Origin of the sequence: Pedobacter sp. MR22-3, assembly GCF_026240075.1 — a bacterium.
Taxonomy (GTDB): Bacteria; Bacteroidota; Bacteroidia; order Sphingobacteriales; family Sphingobacteriaceae; genus Pedobacter.
This window is the reverse complement of sequence record NZ_JAPIVF010000003.1, coordinates 121,957-140,248: the sequence shown is the minus strand read 5'-3', so window position 1 is coordinate 140,248 and position 18,292 is coordinate 121,957. Positions and strand designations below refer to the sequence as shown.

General features: G+C 38.7%; 15 protein-coding genes. 6 read left to right on the top strand and 9 right to left on the bottom strand.

Annotated features, from left to right (window positions below; genetic code table 11):
* Positions 1–35: 35 nt before the first annotated feature.
* Positions 36–2,768: a TonB-dependent receptor gene (locus tag OQ267_RS07550; protein ID WP_265835429.1), complete on the bottom strand. Its 2,733-nt coding sequence runs from the start codon at positions 2,766–2,768 to the stop codon at positions 36–38.
* A gap of 259 nt (positions 2,769–3,027) precedes the next feature.
* Between OQ267_RS07550 and dnaK the strand changes: the two genes are divergently transcribed.
* From dnaK to OQ267_RS07530, 4 genes are all read left to right on the top strand, one after another.
* Positions 3,028–4,884 (top strand): molecular chaperone DnaK, encoded by a 1,857-nt coding sequence (gene dnaK / locus OQ267_RS07545; RefSeq protein ID WP_265835428.1) that lies wholly within the window; start codon positions 3,028–3,030, stop codon positions 4,882–4,884.
* A 227-nt stretch (positions 4,885–5,111) separates the two neighbouring features.
* Entirely contained in the window at positions 5,112–6,143 is a 1,032-nt protein-coding gene (locus tag OQ267_RS07540) for an Atu2307/SP_0267 family LLM class monooxygenase (protein WP_265835427.1), read from the top strand.
* Between the two features lie 144 nt (positions 6,144–6,287).
* Positions 6,288–7,409: a suppressor of fused domain protein gene (locus OQ267_RS07535; RefSeq protein WP_265835426.1), complete on the top strand. Its 1,122-nt coding sequence runs from the start codon at positions 6,288–6,290 to the stop codon at positions 7,407–7,409.
* 58 nt (positions 7,410–7,467) lie between these two features.
* Positions 7,468–8,403, top strand: a complete 936-nt coding sequence (locus OQ267_RS07530; RefSeq protein ID WP_265835425.1) for a zinc dependent phospholipase C family protein — start codon at positions 7,468–7,470, stop codon at positions 8,401–8,403.
* Between the two features lie 60 nt (positions 8,404–8,463).
* Here OQ267_RS07530 and OQ267_RS07525 read toward each other — a convergent pair whose 3' ends face one another.
* From OQ267_RS07525 to OQ267_RS07490, 8 genes are all read right to left on the bottom strand, one after another.
* The gene (locus tag OQ267_RS07525) at positions 8,464–9,150 is read right to left on the bottom strand and encodes a VTT domain-containing protein (RefSeq protein WP_265835424.1); all 687 of its coding nucleotides are present in this window, start codon (positions 9,148–9,150) and stop codon (positions 8,464–8,466) included.
* Between the two features lie 72 nt (positions 9,151–9,222).
* On the bottom strand, positions 9,223–9,921 hold the full coding sequence (locus tag OQ267_RS07520; RefSeq protein WP_088300898.1) for a DUF4397 domain-containing protein: 699 nt from the start codon (positions 9,919–9,921) through the stop codon (positions 9,223–9,225).
* Positions 9,922–9,979: 58 nt separating this feature from the next.
* A complete protein-coding gene (locus OQ267_RS07515; protein WP_265835423.1) occupies positions 9,980–10,651 on the bottom strand; it encodes a DUF4397 domain-containing protein in 672 nt (223 codons plus the stop codon).
* A gap of 70 nt (positions 10,652–10,721) precedes the next feature.
* Positions 10,722–11,846: a DNA polymerase III subunit beta gene (dnaN, locus tag OQ267_RS07510; protein ID WP_088300900.1), complete on the bottom strand. Its 1,125-nt coding sequence runs from the start codon at positions 11,844–11,846 to the stop codon at positions 10,722–10,724.
* 33 nt (positions 11,847–11,879) lie between these two features.
* Entirely contained in the window at positions 11,880–13,565 is a 1,686-nt protein-coding gene (gene gldG, locus OQ267_RS07505; RefSeq protein WP_265835422.1) for a gliding motility-associated ABC transporter substrate-binding protein GldG, read from the bottom strand.
* Positions 13,565–14,290 (bottom strand): gliding motility-associated ABC transporter permease subunit GldF, encoded by a 726-nt coding sequence (gene gldF / locus OQ267_RS07500; RefSeq protein WP_265835421.1) that lies wholly within the window; start codon positions 14,288–14,290, stop codon positions 13,565–13,567. Before gldF ends, gldG begins: the two co-directional genes overlap by 1 nt.
* Before the next feature lie 339 nt (positions 14,291–14,629).
* On the bottom strand, positions 14,630–15,337 hold the full coding sequence (locus tag OQ267_RS07495; RefSeq protein WP_265817033.1) for an ATP-binding cassette domain-containing protein: 708 nt from the start codon (positions 15,335–15,337) through the stop codon (positions 14,630–14,632).
* Positions 15,338–15,409: 72 nt separating this feature from the next.
* A complete protein-coding gene (locus OQ267_RS07490; protein ID WP_265835420.1) occupies positions 15,410–16,327 on the bottom strand; it encodes a glycerophosphodiester phosphodiesterase family protein in 918 nt (305 codons plus the stop codon).
* An 87-nt stretch (positions 16,328–16,414) separates the two neighbouring features.
* On the opposite strand from OQ267_RS07490, the gene OQ267_RS07485 reads away from it, so the two are divergent.
* Positions 16,415–16,624 carry a hypothetical protein gene (locus OQ267_RS07485; RefSeq protein WP_265835419.1) on the top strand — a complete coding sequence of 70 codons (210 nt, stop codon included), beginning with the start codon at positions 16,415–16,417 and terminating at the stop codon, positions 16,622–16,624.
* Entirely contained in the window at positions 16,608–18,251 is a 1,644-nt protein-coding gene (locus OQ267_RS07480; RefSeq protein WP_265835418.1) for a glycine--tRNA ligase, read from the top strand. The genes OQ267_RS07485 and OQ267_RS07480 overlap by 17 nt, the downstream gene beginning before the upstream one ends.
* The last annotated feature ends 41 nt before the right edge of the window (positions 18,252–18,292 follow it).

Genomic DNA, 18,292 nt, shown 5'->3' with positions numbered 1-18,292 from the left:
TCAAAAGCCTCTTTAACATCGATATTCAGCTGATTTTAAAAGTTAAAAGCCAATTTGGTAAAGAGCCTGCGACCATTAAAGCCCATTTGAACAGCATCCCATGCACCGCCTGTCTCGCCATCATAAGCCGAGAGTTTAGCACCTTGAACATAGCCATAATCCGGGTGAATATTGAATACATTATCTACACCAAAAAACACGGTCATCCTTTTTGATACTTTGTAAGAACCATAAAGATCAGTAACCATTTTACCAGAATAATTGAATTGCTCCAATACGGTTGTTGCCGGATCGTTATCCAGCGCAACCAAGGGTGGGTAAGTATTTTCATAGCCATAGCCCAAAATCGAAATTTTACCATAGTACAAAAAGCGTGTTCCCACCATCCAATTGCCAAAACCATAATCTAAGTTTAAGCCTAGTTTTACAGGAGGTGCAGACGCTTTAATGTAAGCCTGTTCACGATCGCTAAAAAATGCCTGTTGATTTTCATAAGAACCACTTAGTGCATTTGGAATATTGATTTTATCAATATTTAAGTGATTTAAGTTTCCGGTAAATAAAACCCTGATGCTCTTATTATCGAATCGTTTGTTATAATCTATCACTAAATCCAAACCATAATTTGTGGTGTTAACCGCATTTGCAAAGAACTGTGCCTGTGATACATTCAATTGATTTAATATCGGCTTCAACGCCGGAATACTTTCATCAAACTGACCTGACAAAACTACCCTATCTTTAATATTGATGCGATAACCATCCAAGGTAACGTTAATCTCCGGTACAGGCTTCCATGAAAATCCTAAACTGGCATTCACAGATTTTTCCTGTTTTAAATCAGGAATTCCTGCAGCTTTGGTAATTGGACTATAGTTTGGTGCAATTTTAACCTCGAAAACATTACCTCCCTGTACATTGGTAAAGGTATTGCTAAAATTAATTTGCTGTAGCGATGGTGCCCGGAAACCCGTACTTAATGATCCCCGAATATTAAAATTATTCGTTAGCTTGTAACGGGTAGCGAATTTGTAATTGCTGGTGAAACCAAAATCGTTATAGTTTTCGGCTCTCACCGCAACACCAATCAGCCATTTATCAGTTGCATCTAATTCAGCATCAACATAAGCCGCCACGTTTGATCGGCTGGCATTCACTTCATCACCTGGCTGATAACCAGGGAAACCTTGTGCCCCGGTAGCTTTATCTGGGTTATAGTTGGCATAGGAGTCTTTTTCACCAGCATAAATCTGATAATTTTCATATCGATGTTCCAGGCCAAATGCTAAATTTAATCCTGATGCAACATCAGGTATTGCTTTACTTAAATTGAAGTTAACCGTGTTCTGAAAAAATGAGAAACCGCCATCATCAAAATGCGTTTTTCCGGCACCCAAAGAAGCATTGAAAGTCTGATCACCATAAAAATGGAAATTATTCCGTCCCAATGTGTTGCTTAAATCCCAGTTCCAATCGTTACCCCAAATGCCTTTTACTCCCGCCGCAAAAGAAAGATCCTGAATTTTAGTCTGAATGATCGGATCAAAATAAGTTTCTCCGTCTATTGTAGTTTGTAAAATAGGGTTTCCGGCAACTCCATCAGGAAAACGCTCCGGCCTGTCTGATAAATTTCGGGTGTAAGCATAGGCATCAGAGGCCTTTATATTACCACCTCCAAAAGAGTAAATAGTTGTTTTAGTATGTGCAATCGGTAATTCCATATTGTACATTAAACCACCGGATGTTACTGACCCATCTCCTGTAGATCTCCTCACCGTATTAATAGGCAAACCATCTTTGGTACTTAAATCTGTATTCAGGTTTTGCCTGAATGTTTTTCCATTGGCAAAAAAGTTACCGGAGAAATTGATAAAACCATTATTTTTCCCCAGTGCCAGACCATAATTAGTGCCCAATGAAAAAGCATTGCCATCTATTGCGCCACCATGGCGATACTGACCCAGCTCTTTAGCATAATAAGTATTATTTCTCGGATCATAATAGCCCGAGTAGCCGGTATTGACACTTAAAACACCAACATCCTTTTTTAAGATCAGGTTGATTACGCCCGCAATGGCATCAGATCCGTATTGGGCTGAGGCCCCATCTCTTAAAATCTCCACCCGATCTATTGAAGATTCGGGAATGGCATTTAAATCCGTTCCTGAATTTCCCCTTCCACGGGTTCCGAATACGGCAACAAAGGCCGTTTGGTGACGGCGTTTACCATTCACTAAAACCAATGTCTGATCTGGCCCCAAACCTCTAAGCGTAGCCAAATCTATCTGATCGGCACCATCTGACCCACTTTGTTTATTAAAATTAAAAGATGGAGAAGCAGCATTTAAAATAGAGGTTAAATCCATTTTTGCGGTAGGCATATTTACCTGGTTAATTTTAATCACATCAACAGGAACTGGTGTTAACATGGATGAGCGACCTTTTCCACGTGTTCCAACCACCACAAAATCACCAAGATTTTGTGAACCTTCAGACAGCGTAATTGATGAAGCCATAGCGGCAGTCACTTCTTTGGTTTCATAACCAATTGCACTAATCACTAAAATAGCCTGATTGGAAACTGAAATCTGAAAGTCTCCATTTTGATCCGTAACCGCACCCTTACCAGTCCCCTTTTCTTTAACAGAAGCGGCAATAATTCCTTCTCCTTTCGTAGTTAAAACCTTTCCCTTAACCAAATTCTGGGCTAAGGCAGTAATCGGAAGCATAAAAGCCACCATTAACACATAAAGTAATCGTTTTTTCATATTTATTTTGCTAGATACAAGCAATATAAATTAAAAAACCATTCATTTTGTTAAAAAATAAATTAATAAAACAAAATAAAAACCACAAACAAACGAATTAACTTCAATTAAATCCAAAAACGTATATTTAATACAACAGATTTATAGATTTTCTGTAGAAATTGAATAAAAATCATTCAAATAAAAAGACTAAAACTTATGCATTCTTGCTAACAAATGAATGACATAACCTTTATTTAAAAAGCATATTTTTGTTGCTATGGCAAAAATATCAATCAACCTTGCTACAGGTTCATTTCAAAAGGAAGAAATCATAGTCGGAATCGATTTAGGCACAACCAATAGTTTAGTCGCTTTTATTAATCCAGATAAAAATCCGCAGGTGATTAACGATGCCGGAAAGGGATTATTGGTGCCATCTGTGGTTTATTTTAACAGCCAGAATGAAGCTATTGTGGGGAATGAAGCTAAGGAATATTTAACTACTGATCCGGCCAACACTATATTTTCCGTTAAAAGATTATTAGGCCGCTCCTATAAGGATGTTGCTGAACATGCTGCTATTTTCTCTTATAAGATCATTGATGATGATAGCGATGCCCTGGTAAAAATTCAGGCAGGTAATCGTTTTTATACCCCTATTGAACTATCTGCAGAAATTTTAAAAGAACTGAAAGCCAGGGCAGAACATGCTTTAAAGACACCTGTTAACCGGGCTGTAATTACTGTTCCAGCCTATTTTAATGATAGTCAGCGCCAGGCCACACGCGATGCAGGTAAACTCGCCGGTTTAGACGTAATGCGAATTGTAAATGAACCTACCGCTGCTAGTTTAGCTTATGGAATTGGTTTAGATCCTACGCAACAAAAAACCATTGCCGTTTATGATTTAGGTGGTGGAACATTTGATGTTTCTATTCTTCAAATTCAGAATGGAATTTTTGAAGTACTTGCTACAAATGGAAATACTTATTTAGGTGGTGATGATTTTGATAATGCCATTTTAAACCATTGGATAGAAAAAAATAATTTAGACATTAAGGTATTGGCTGAAGATAATATCCTGATGCAAACCTTACGTTTACAAGCTGAAGCAGCAAAAAAAGCATTGTCTTCGCAAAATTTATACAATGAAAAAGTTGGCAAAATCTGGTGTACATTAGATCAGCAAACTTTTGAACAGCTCATTGCGCCGAAGGTTGAAGAAACCATTAGCGCTTGTAAAAATGCTTTAAAGGATGCTGAACTTAAGGCTACTGATATTGATGAGGTGATTTTAGTTGGTGGCTCCACCCGTACCCCATTTGTTAAACAACAGGTAGAAAATTTCTTTGGCAAAACACCTCAAGACAATATTAATCCGGATGAAGTGGTGGCATTGGGTGCAGCCATTCAGGCAGATGTATTGGCCGGCAACCGTTCTGATATCTTATTGTTAGATGTAACCCCTCTTTCTTTGGGCATCGAAACCATGGGTGGATTAATGGATGTGATTATTGCCCGCAACAGTAAGGTGCCCACAAAAGCAGGTCGCCAGTATACGACATCCATTGATGGGCAGGTAAACATGAAAATCTCCGTTTTTCAGGGCGAACGCGATCTGGTAAAAGAAAATCGTAAACTGGCTGAATTTGAATTAAGGGGCATTCCGGCTATGCCTGCCGGATTACCTAAAGTTGATATTAACTTTTTATTGAACGCCGATGGCATTTTAACTGTTCAGGCAATTGAACTGCGTTCTGGCGTGAAACAGGAAATCGAAATTACCCCAAGTTATGGTTTAAGTGATGACACTGTAGAAAAAATGCTGATCGATAGCATCACCCACGCCAAAAGTGACGTTGAGCAACGAATGCTGATCGAAGCAAGAAGTGAAGGTGAGCAATTGGTTTACACGGCCGAAGGTTTTATCAAAAAACATGCAGAACATTTAAGCGAGACCGAAATTGCAGAAACTGTGGCACATATCGAAGCGTTAAAAACAGCTTTAGCCTCACAAGAAAAAGATACCATTTTAAAGAAAGCAGATGAACTGAATGAATTTACCCGTCCATTTGCAGAACGTGTAATGGATGCGGCGGTTTCTACGGCGATGAAGGGGAAGAAGATTGAGTAGTAAGTCCGAAGTCCAGAGCCGATAGTCCAGAGTCAATGTGTAAATTTAAGGCATAAGGTATCGTTCTGAATGAGATTCTAAATCTCTTATTAAGCATTTGCCATATAAGAAAATGAAGGGCGATTGTCCCATGAATATTTTCTTATATGGTAATTCCAGCTTTCTTACCATACATCAAAAACCGCTAAACCTTAATCCCCTATCTTTGTTAAATAAATTTTAGCATTATGGAATTAGGTATTGGCATGTTCGGCGATTTGCAAATTAATGCAAAAGGAGAAATTCAACCCGCACAACAAAGGCTTCAGGAAATTATAGAAGAAATTAAATTGATGGACCAGGTTGGTCTTGATTTTTATGGTATTGGTGAGCACCATCGCTCTGATTATGCAGTTTCCAGTCCGGAGATTATTTTAGCCGCGGCAGCAACAGTTACTAAAAACATTAAACTAAGCAGTGCAGTTTCTGTTTTAAGCTCTTCAGACCCTGTTAAATTATACCAGAATTTCGCAACTATAGACTTAATCTCAAACGGCCGCGCCGAGCTTATGGCCGGTCGCGGAAGTTTCATCGAATCATTTCCTTTGTTTGGCTATGACCTTCAGGATTACGATGAGCTTTACGAAGAAAAGCTCGAATTGCTTTTAAAAATAAACCGTGAACCCAAAGTTAACTGGAAGGGCAAATTCAGGGCCGGTTTGGTGAATCAGGAAGTTTTGCCACGTGCAGTAAATAATAACCTCAAGATTTGGGTTGCCGTAGGTGGTACGCCACAATCTGTTGAACGGGCAGGCAGATTAGGCTTACCTGTCATGTTTGCCATTATCGGTGGTCAGCCAAATCAATTTAAACCCCTTTTTGATTACTATAAAAAAGTTTATCAGGCCCATGGTCATGATATGGCTAAATTTGAAGTGGGCGTACACATGCATTCCTTGTTTGGAGCGAACAGCCGGGACATTTCAGATTATTACTTCCCCTTGTATTCAGCTCAAATGAATAGAATTGGAAAATCACGCGGCTGGGCACCTTTTCAGAGAAACCAGTTTGAAGCCGCCCGGAGCCCCGAGGGTGCTTTAATTATTGGTGATGTAAATGAATCCGTTGATAAAATTTTAGCCATGGAAGCCACATTTGGCTTAACCCGTTTTTCAGCGCATATGGATGTTGGCGGGCCATCTCATGCGGCCATGATGAAATCAATAGAGCTCTTCGGAAATCAGATTGCGCCTGCCGTTAGAAAAGCCCTGCAGCCATAAATGAGGTCAGATAATCTTGGGAATTGGCATAAAACTTGAAACAGAACAGTTATGCATATTGCTTAAGGTTTGGCTTTAATCCTAAACTGAATGGATTATTATATCTATAAATCGTTTTTAAACTTTTAAAATTAAGATGATCAGATGAGTTTTTTAAAAAAAATATTTGGTTCAGATGCTCCTGAAAGGGAAGAACCAGAAATACTCATGGAATTGAGAAGTCCGGCTTGTCCGATTACCGCTATTGTAGAGCAGGATAATCAAGTTGCTTATTTTTATTTGTGGGGTGATGAAGATTCCGATTTTGGAGTTAAAGCCTGCTGGATCAGAAACCTGGATGAAGCCCCCTTAAATGCAGATTTAAAACAAATGGAAGAAGGAATTCCGCCAATGTTAACCAAAGCATACTGCAGGTTTCCAGAAGGACAAACACCTTTGCAAGCAGATGATTTGGAAATTGTTTGGCTTGAGGAAGGTGATGGTGCTGCTTTAATGGAAAAGGGAGAAGTTATTGCCCTTATCCCATCCTGGGCTGGTATGAATGGTTTTTCTGGCTATGCCAGAGATTGTGTTGGTGAAGGAGAATATTGCTGGGAACTCAAATCTTCTAATATCTTATTAGAAAGGGTTAAAGAAGCGAAAGATTACTGGCAATTGTGGGATCAGGAAATTAATCCATTTCAAATGATTCAGCCTCAGTTACTTCAGCAATATGAAGATCATTTAGGTAAAAGTGATCAATATTTTGCGATAGATGGAAACGAATGGCCACCAAGGGGCTTATTCTTAAAGAAAGGAGAAGTTAAGGATGTATTTGTAACCGTTGGACTATCGTTGCTACCTATGCCAGTGGCTGAAATGTATAGCGAAGACCCTAATGCGGTAAACAGAATAGAATTGGGCTTACTCTTAAATGCTGGCTTGACGCAGGCAGAGCTTAACCTTATTGGCGGTTGGATCAGCGGTCAGGCGGGCATTCCGTGGAAGAGAATTTCCTGGCTTGGTAACGGGCACACCATTACTTTTAATATTTTTGAGCACACAAAAATGACGTCAGTAGTACTGGTGAAACATTTAAATAACTTACCTGATATCCCGCTTGAAAATTACCGTGATAGTCAGGTGAATATATTATGGATGGTACCCATTACCGAAAAGGAGAGAAATTATATTACAGATCATGGATTTGAGCCCTTCAGTGAAAAGTTAAATAACATCGGATCAGAAATTTTCAATATTCACCGTGATGAAATTAATTTAAGTTAAAATCAGCACAAATAATATATATTTTTTATCTTAGGATATGAAAAGATTAACGATAATAATGGCGTTAATCATCCCTTTTCTAATTTGTACATCCTGGGGTTTCTTTGCACATCAAAGAATTAACCAACTTGCTGTTTTTACCCTGCCTTCCGGCATGATTGGTTTTTACAAAAAAAACGTCAAGTACATTACCGAACATGCCGTAGACCCAGACAAACGAAGGTATGCGGATACGCTCGAGCCACCGCGACACTATTTGGATGTTGAAAATTACACATCAAATATAGATAGCATTCCTGAAAAGTGGAATGATGCATTGGCCAGATACGGATCAAAGTCATTAAATGCAAATGGTATTCTTCCCTGGCAAATTCAGCGGACATACTTCAGCCTGGTTAATGCTTTTAAAACCAGGGATTCTGTAAAAATACTGAAGTATTCGGCAGACCTTGGACATTACATCGGAGATGCACATGTACCGCTCCATACTACCGCTAACCATAACGGACAACTCACTAAACAGGTAGGAATTCATGCGTTTTGGGAAAGCCGTTTGCCTGAATTATTTTCAACCCAATATAATTTTGTTGTAGGCAAAGCCAGTTACATTGAAAACCCATTAAAGGAGGCATGGAAAATAGTGAAGCATACCCATCGCTTAGTGGATACCGTGTTAATTTTTGAAGCACAGCTGGCCGCATCTTTTCCATCTGACCAGAAATATAGCTTTTCTGAACGGAACAATGTGGTTTTAAAACAGTATTCTATTGCCTATGCAAAGGCTTATCATGACCGGATGAATAATATGGTGGAAAAACAAATGCGGTTGGCTATATTGGAAACCGGTAATTTTTGGTTTTCAGCCTGGGTTGATGCCGGACAGCCGGAACTTAAAAATCTAGTGAAGATTCAGCCCGAACCAGACTTAAAAAAGGAAGAATCTGAAACAGAGCAGAAATATCAAAAAGGCATCATCATCGGACGAGAAATATGAATAAAACAAAGCGGCGAACATCAAATGCCCGCCGCTTTAAATTCTTTATCAGTATTTATATTATTTTTTGGCGTCCTCACCTTCTATAATTTCTTCTAGTTTTTTCGGTTGAAGACGGCTTTTTACCGCAGCCCATATTGCCGGAACAAAAGTTACCACCCCAATGAATACAATTACAAGTTCGAAATTATTTTTGATCACTGGAATCTGGCCCAATACAAAGCCACCCAATAGTAGCGCGACGATCCATGCCACACCGCCTATAACATTGAAATAGGTAAACCGGCCGAATGGCATCTTCGCAATTCCGGCCACAAATGGCGCAATGGTTCTGAAAATAGGCAAAAAGCGACTAAAAATAATGGCCTTTCCGCCGTGTTTTTCAAAAAACTCGTGTGATTGTTCGTAATATTTTAATTTTAAAATTTTATTATTCTCCTTGAACACACCAGCTCCGAGCACACTACCTAGCTTAAAGTTTACCGTATTACCTAGAATGGCTGCAATGATCAGGATAAATAGCATTATCCAAATGCTGAGTCCGGTTTCATGCTCACCGGCAATTAGGGCCCCCATGGCAAAAAGCAGGGAATCACCAGGTAAAAAAGGTAAAACCACCAAACCGGTTTCTGCAAAAATAATCAGAAACAGGATCAGGTATGTCCAGGTTTGATAATCATTAACAATTTGTGCGAGATGTACGTCGATATGAAGGATAAAATCCAGAAGTTGATGTAGTAATTCCAATTGATCTAATTTTGGACAAAAGTATGAATATGAAAAGGATTTAGGAGCGATTAATTAAATAAATCTGATTAATCAGTTACTGGTTACCAAACGTTTCTGAAGATCTCCTGTTTTAGAACCGTCAATCAGCACCGTATAAACTCTACCTTTAATTATTGTTGTAGAATCCAATACCGTAACAACTGGCTGTGGATTAGTGGTGGTTGGTGTAGTGAGCACAAATGAAATCTTGGTTAACCTGCTTACCTTTATTTTCTTTTCAACCCGATCGCCGTAACTCATGGAGAATTTATTAAAACTGGCACCTGTATCTGTTACAATAACCGGAGACTGAAGGGTATAACCCAGATTTAAAAATACAACTTTAGCAGTTGCCGTATCTATTTTCACATCATCCTCATACATCATTAAATTTGGTGGTGAGGTTATCGTCTTTCTGGTGAAAAATACAGAATAATTTTTTCCTATTCCAAATCGCTGATTATCCAAACTGGTTAAATCGTCAGATGACGTAATGTTCCTGGAGCTTACTTTGTAGGAAGAGTCTCCTGCAATTACAATATAACTGCTATTGGTTCCGTAAGTTGTAGCAGAACCAAGCTGCCGGCCACTAAGAAAAAAATTTTGCGTGGTATCCAAAGCCGAAGTTTGAAATATCCTGATTTTTGCATCTCCCTTAATGAAATTATCATTTTTAATGCAGGCACTGATACAGATAGTCCCCAGGGTTAAAAACAGTAATTTAGGAATTAGAAATAATTTATTCTTCATAAACAGGTATAACACAATTAAAACGTAAAGATAGCAGAAAGCATATTAAAACTGATAATTAATTATCTGTAATCACATGTGCCGTTAAGCTGGCAGCGGTATTGCCACTGAACCAAATGGTATAAATCTTACCTGCCTGAAAATTAGAATTATCAATGGTTTTAACTGTTCCGGAGCCTACTACATTATACCTGAGGTTTAAATCGGCATCTACAGAAAAATAGGTTGACGACTCTTTGTATTGTAATCCGTTTACGAATAATGTTCCCGCTTGTACACTCACATTAATTCCTGTTGAAAAATAAGGCGTAAGGCTGATCAGTTTAATTTTAGCTTTTCCTGATTCGGTATTGCTTAAATTATCTTCATAGGATACAATTTCTTTTGCTCCTGAACGGTTACTGATCAAAAAAGTAGTATAGGTAATGGAAGGTGTATATTTAATAGAAGCTTTTGTTTCAACGTGATTATCCCCTATAAATTTAATATCCCTGCTTCCGGAAACCAGCTTCATATAATCTGTTGACTCGGAGAAAGCCAGTGCGGAATTAGAAAGCTTTTCGTCATCAATAAAGATATCCTGAACTGCATTGGCCTGAATCGCATTCACTAACTTCACTTTTGATTCTCCTTTCACCTCTACATTTGGATCCGCTTTTTTACAAGAAAATAAAGAAGTAAGGATTAAACATGCGAAAAGAATAAAGAAAAGAGCGGAATGGCGTTTCATAGCGGGGTTTGGTTATAACAAAAATGGCTTGGTCAAAAACCAAGCCATTTTTTATATTTAATGAAACAGATTAATAGCTGTTATTCAGCATCACCGGCATCACCAACATCAAAACATCTTCGTTTTCATCATTGGTTTGAGGAATGAGTAAGCCGGCCCTGTTTGGTGTTGAAAGTTCTAAAGTAACTTCATCACCGCTAAGATTAGTGAGCATTTCAATCAGAAAACGGGCATTAAAGCCAATTTCAAGATCTTCTCCATCGTATTGACAGCTTAAACGTTCATGTGCTTCATTGGCAAAATCCAAATCTTCAGAAGAGATATTAAGTTCACTTCCATTAATTTTTAACCTCACCTGGTGAGTGGTTTTATTTGCAAAAATCACTACCCTACGAAGGGTATTTAAAAATAATCCCCTGTCAATTACCAGTTTATTTGGATTGTTCTGAGGAATCACCGCCTCATAATCTGGATAACGTTCGTCTATTAAACGACACACCAGGTTGATGTTATCAAATTTAAAGAATGCGCTTGTGGCATTATAATCAACTGACACATTAATATCTGTTGATGGTAAAGCTGCTTTTAAAAGTGTCAGTGCTTTTTTAGGAAGAATAAATGAAGTGGCTTTATCGGCCTTACTATCCATACGGCGATAACGCACCAGCTTGTGGGCATCAGTTGCTACGAATGTGATGTGCTGAGGCGATAGCTGGCAAAATACACCAGTCATTGCAGGGCGCAACTCATCATTACTTACCGCAAATATGGTTTTGGTAATAGCTTCTGTTAAAACAGACGCCGGTAAATTTACCGAAGAAGCATTTTCTACCACCGGAATTTTAGGGAAATCATCCCCGTTTTCACCACTTAATTTATATTTACCATCACCAGCACTGATTTCTATTGCAAAGGTGCTGTCGTCAATATTGAACGCAATGGGTTGATCTGGTAATGTTTTAAGGGTATCTAATAAAATTTTAGATGGAACAGCTACTTTACCTTCTTCCTTTGACTCTACAGCTAATGAGGTGGTCATGCTGGTTTGTAAATCGGTAGCTGAGATCGTGAGGTTTCCCTCTTTAATTTCAAAAAGAAAATTTTCTAGTATAGGTAGAACTGTACTGCTGCTTGATGCACCATTTACAGTTTGCAGGTGTTTTAATAAGGTTGATGTGGATACAATAAATCTCATGATATTATTTAGTCTTCTTCAAAAATATAAAAATTATTTAGCGTACTTGTATTTGCGGTAATAATGTTGAAAAATCGCAAAGAATATTAACAATAACAAAGGAACTGCAATATTTATAAACTGCCATCGGGCTTTTTCGAGTTTTATTTTGGTTTTATCCAGTAACCTGATTTTCACTTCTTTGTTTCTGAGTATAATCAGGTTATCATCGTCGGTAAAATAATCAACAATATTTAACAGTAGTGCTTTATTGCCATAAGTGCGCTGACTAAACCGGTCAAAACCCAAAGGAAAAGGTGAATGGTCTCTTTCAGAAACCTGATTCCTGAAGACATCCCCATCGCCGATGACGATCATTTTTGTAGTTTTACTGTTTAAATCCTGGGTATAAGGTACTGAAATTCCAACCGGCAATGGTCTGCCCGCAAATACAGAAGGAAAATGGCCTTCCATCATTAAACCTACGCGCTGTGGTACGCCTTGAAATGCACGGGGGTCCAGCTGTTCACTAATCATCTGTAAACTGAAAGGCTTAGGGGTATTGTAAACCTTATTAAATGCTGAAGTATTGAGAATGAATGATTTCGTAACACCCTTAACCCCTATGCTATCTACCGTTCCTGGAAACTCCGACTTTATACCATCTAGTTTTTTCACCACACTTTGGCTCGTATCCGGAAGTAAGATAGGGTAATAGATCCATGGCAAGAGTTGCATCTGGCTTTGTCCGCCAACTGACCCTGTTGAAACCGGAATTTCGGCACAATTTGCCGGATCAGCAATCAGATTATAATTAAGTCTCGCCCCATACATAAAAAGCATATCATCCAGGTTCAGGTTGCGGCTGGTCGCCATCTGCCCGCTCCTCTGTCTCAAACTATCCAGTTCTGCATTTACCTGATCAATGCTCCAGAGTATACGCCCGCCATTCATCACAAAATAATTGATTTTGTATTTTTCCGTTTCCGAAAACGGCTTAACCGGCTTGGCAATAATCATCATGTTCAACTTATCCAGCCCGGCCTTATCAATGGTGTTCAAATCCACGCGTCCTACTTCATAACTACTGGAAAGCGTTCGGATGGCATCTCCAATCTGTAAATCGTTAAGTTCTCCATTTGATTCGGTAAATCCAATCCTGGGATTTTTTCCGGTAATTACTTTTTTTAAGCTTGCTGTAAAAACATATTCCAGGTTTTCAATGGCCCGGTTTATATTATCTTCATAACTGCCGCGGGTATCTAAATTCTGAAAAAGCTTTACCGGAAATTCCTTATTGTCCGTTTCAATCATGGCCATTGGATACACTAATTTCTGTGTCAGTCCGGCTTCTGTTTTAACACTTAAATTGGTTGCCTCAATCCCTCTTTCATATAAGTTATTGATCACGGTATCCTGATCGGATTGATTTAATCCGGCCAGCGGATCAACAAAAACAATTTTCAGATCGGCATTAGAATAAGCTTTATAATCTGACAAAATATCATTTACCGCGGCCTGAAGACGTTTAAATGCAGGAGGCAATTCACCATCTAAAAAAACAGTGACGGTAATGGGCTTCGTATTTTTAGCCAGAATATCTTTTGTTTTATTACTTAAAGTAAACCGCTTATCTGTAGTAAAATCAAAGCGGTAAAAAATATAATTTCCAATGATATTGATGGCAATGAGTGCGATAAAAAGCAAGATCATATACAGCCATTTTTTCCCTTTTTCCATTATCGCTTCCCTCCTATTATTAATCTGGTAAACAATAAAAAAAGCAACGTAAAACTGATGAAGTACAGTAAATCCCTGGTATCCAGCACACCTCTGCTCATTGAGCTATAATGTGCACCGATACCGAAACTTAAAATGGTACTTTGGAATTGCTGTAAAAAAGCTACCTGACTGGTATATTCAAATCCTAAAAAGGCAAATGCACATAATGCGGCGCAAATCACAAAAGCAATGACCTGATTTTTCGTTAATGCAGAAGCAAAAATACCTATTGATGTAAAAATGGCGCCGAGAAAAAATAAACCGATGTATGATCCGGTTATCGCTCCTGAATCAATATTTCCTTCCGGAAATCCCAGTTTTGAAATGGAGTAAGAATAAACGAGTGTTGGAATTAACGCAAAAAATACCAGCACCAGGCAGGCCAGAAACTTCGCAATGATTATCTGCCACAGGGAAACGGGCCGGGTGATTAAGAGTTCGTAAGTTCCCTCTCTGCGTTCTTCGGCAAAAGACCTCATGGTGATGGCCGGAATCAGAAACATAAATAAGTAAGGCACCAGACTAAAAAAGCCATCCATTTCGGCATAGCCATAATCCAGAATTGATGTGTCAGGAAAAAACCAGAGCAACAAGCCAGAAATAAGCAGGAAAATGCCAATGGTGATATAAGCCACCATTGAACTTAAGAAACTGAATAACTCGCGTTTAAAAACTGCGTACATACCACGTTAAAATGCCGAAGTTAATTAAATATTCGGGCATATTAAAGGTACAAAACGGCTAATTCGTTCAGAAAGCGTTGTTGCTATTCCGCTTTAATGAAATATATTACCTTATCATTGATTAAAATAAAAGCCAACGTTAACAGCACACACTTTATCTTTTCATTAGTTAAATCTAACACTTAGCCGAGTGTATCATTTTAACCCAAATCAGATCTTTCATGAAGTTACTCCATTATTTAACTATATAGCTGGCCGTAAGATTTAGCATGAAAATATTTCTATACTAATATAGATACCAGCACTTTCATCCTCCCGAAACAGGAATTAAAAAAGCAATCAGGCCGTAAGTTTTCTGAAAATATCCTCCAATGAGATCTGATGATGCACTTTTTTCAAGCCTTCAAGCGTATCGTTCGCTACAATTTTACCTTTATTGATGATGATGATGTCATCACAAATGGCTTCTACCTCTTGCATAATATGTGTAGAAATGATAACCGTTTTATTTTTACCCAGCTCCTTAATTAAAGCACGAATATCTATTAATTGGTTAGGATCTAAACCTGAAGTAGGTTCATCCAGAATCAAAACATCGGGATTATGAATAATAGCCTGTGCCAGTCCTACCCGCTGGCGGTAACCTTTTGATAACATCGCAATTTTCTTGTGTTGCTCTGGTGTTAAACCCACCAGCTTAATCACTTCATCCACACGGCCCGGTATATCTTTTAACTTATAAGTATGACCCACATAGCCCAGATACTCCCTTACATACATTTCCGGATAAAGCGGTGTATTTTCGGGCAAATAACCGATGTGTTTTTTAGCTTCAAGAGACTGCGTAACGATATTTTTATTTGAAATTTCCGCACTGCCGGATGTTGGTTCCAGGTAACCGGTTAACATGCGCATAGTTGTTGACTTCCCCGCACCATTTGGTCCCAAAAACCCTAAAATACGCCCGGCCCTGGCCTCAAAACTAATTGAATCAACAGCCTTTTGTGCATCGTAATGTTTGGAAATATTTCTTACTGAAATGCTCATTTTGTTTTATAATAACCGCAAAGAACACTAAGTTTTTCGCAAAGGCTGTAAAGTTAGCCAAGTAAGACGTTTCTAATTAATGCGTGCTGATTTCAACTTTTTATTGTACCTGAATTTATCAAGCTGCTCAGCTGCTTGGGGGATATTATCGCCAGATAAGATGTCCGCTCCATTGTTTACCAGGTGGTAATAAATATTTCTGGCCGGACTGGCAATCGCACTTTTATCAATATTACCCATGGTTCCTAAAATGGTGGTAATTCCCTTGGCATGGAGAAATTGATATAATTCCTTATCAGGTGCCGAAACGCCAACAAAAGCCACAATTCTATTGTCGGGAATACCCAGAGCATTGAGCCGTTTCAACTCTGATTGTTTCTGTACAGATGCAGAAATCATTAAATCCGGCGCCAGGCGATGAACCTCTTCTGCCTGATTTGCATTATAGGTAATGAGGATAGCATTACTTTCTACCTGATATTGTCGCACTTTTTCAATCACTTTCGCATAAGAAACGCCCTTTTTCAAATCGATTGTTAACAATACCTTTCCTTTACTCCAGCTTAAAACACTATCAAGCGTGGGGATCTTAAAACTGGTTTCTTTCCCTTCATTATCTTTCAGGTTAAATGATTGAAGTTCTTCGTACGTGTAATTTCCAATCGGGCCTTTTCCCGTTGAGGTCCGGTCTAAATTATCATCATGCATAATTACCATCACCGAATCTTTGCTGTAAGCAATATCAAATTCGATGACCATGGGATTATAAGTGGTTGCATTATTAAAGGTTTCAATACAATTTTCAGGAAAACCGGGCATCGGGCCACCTCTGTGTGCACTGATTAATGGAAAACGGTTTTCCGGGCTCCATTTTAAGAATTGATAGAGTTCCTGAATATTATTAAACTTAATATATTGATGAGCTTCCTCCTGGCCGCATGCGGCGAAAATGGTCAGAAAACTCAATAAAATGAGATGATAAAATTTCATAAGGCAAAAATAGTAAAAAATGGATGATGTATAGGGTTATAAGAAAAATGGAAGCAGGGGAGACAAACTTTCATTATTACACCACTTTTGCAAACTAAACCCGATGGCAGCGAGCACAAAGTAAAGCGTACAGCGGGACTGGAGCAACCGATCAGCATTACCATTGCTTTACCACTAAATCGCCTAAAGGGAGACCCTGTAAACCGCATAATGGTTTCGTTCAAAAACCTTCAGCCTTATACCTTTAAACCCTCCGCCTTTTTATTATCTTTGCTGCATTATGGCTCAAAAGAATAACGACGAACAATTTAAAAATGTAATCTCACATGCAAAGGAATACGGTTTTGTATTTCAAAGCAGCGAAATATATGATGGCTTAAGTGCCGTTTACGACTACGGGCAATTGGGTGCCGAGTTAAAAAACAACATCAAATCATACTGGTGGAAAGCCATGGTACAAATGCATGAAAATATTGTAGGAATTGATTCTGCGATTTTTATGCATCCTAAAGTTTGGAAAGCCAGTGGTCACGTGGATGGTTTTAACGACCCGATGATCGACAATAAAGATTCGAAAAAACGTTACCGTGCCGACCAGCTACTGGAAAATAAAATTGATGAATTATATTCTGAACTGGCCAATTTCAGTGTTGAAAACAAAGCTAAGTTTCAGGAGTTTCAACATGAAATTTTAGGTCTGAGTGATGAAGGTCAGGCCGCGTGGATTCCTGGTTTTAAAGATGAAAATGACATTTTAGAGCATGAGAAATATCCTTTTATTAATGAAGCCAGCTGGAGATTTGTAAAAAAAGGCTTAGCACTTGAGGTTGAAATGAACCTGGCACTTAAATCTGAAAATTTAGCACAGCTAAAGGATTTAATTGTTGATTATAAAGTGATTTGCCCGATCTCTAAAACCTCCAACTGGACAGATGTACGCCAGTTTAACCTGATGTTCAGCACTCAGTTTGGTGCTATGGCAGAGGGCAGTGATGAAGTCTATCTTCGTCCGGAAACGGCTCAAGGTATTTTTGTAAACTTTTTGAACGTTCAAAAATCAGGAAGGATGAAAATTCCTTTCGGGATTGCCCAAATTGGTAAAGCCTTCAGAAATGAAGTAATTGCCCGTCAGTTCATTATGCGCATGCGCGAATTTGAGCAGATGGAAATGCAGTTTTTCGTTCGCCCTGGTGATGACAAAAAATGGTTTGAATACTGGAAAGAAGCCCGCTTGAAATGGCATAAAGCTTTAGGAACATCGCCTGAGAAATACCGTTACCATGACCACGTAAAACTGGCGCATTATGCCAATGCAGCCACAGATATTGAATTTGAATTCCCATTCGGATTTAAGGAAGTGGAAGGAATTCATAGCCGTACAGATTTCGATTTAACGCAACACCAGGAATTTTCCGGCAAGAAAATGCAATATTTCGACAATGATTTAAATGAAGATGGCAAGCCTTACGGAAACTATGTGCCATATGTGATTGAAACTTCAATCGGTTTAGACCGTATGTTTCTGTTAACCATGATTAATGCTTTTGAAGAGCAGGACTTAAGTACGACAGAAAAACAGGACAGTCGTACATTGTTACGCCTGCACCCTGCTTTGGCACCTTATAAAGTTGCAGTTTTCCCATTGACCAAAAAAGATGGTTTACCGGAAAAAGCCCGCGAAATTATGGATACCCTAAAGTTCGATTTCAATTGCATATATGAAGAGAAAGATGCCATTGGCAAACGTTACCGCCGCCAGGATGCTGTTGGTACACCTTTTTGTTTAACTATCGATCACCAGAGTTTAGAAGACAATACCGTAACCATCCGCCATCGCGACAGCATGGAACAAGAGCGTGTTGCTATTGCTGATTTAGCCGATATTATTGGCAAAGCAGTGAGTTGGAAAACACTACTTGCCTAATTGATCACCTAAGAACATTTTAGTTTGGTTATCATATTTAG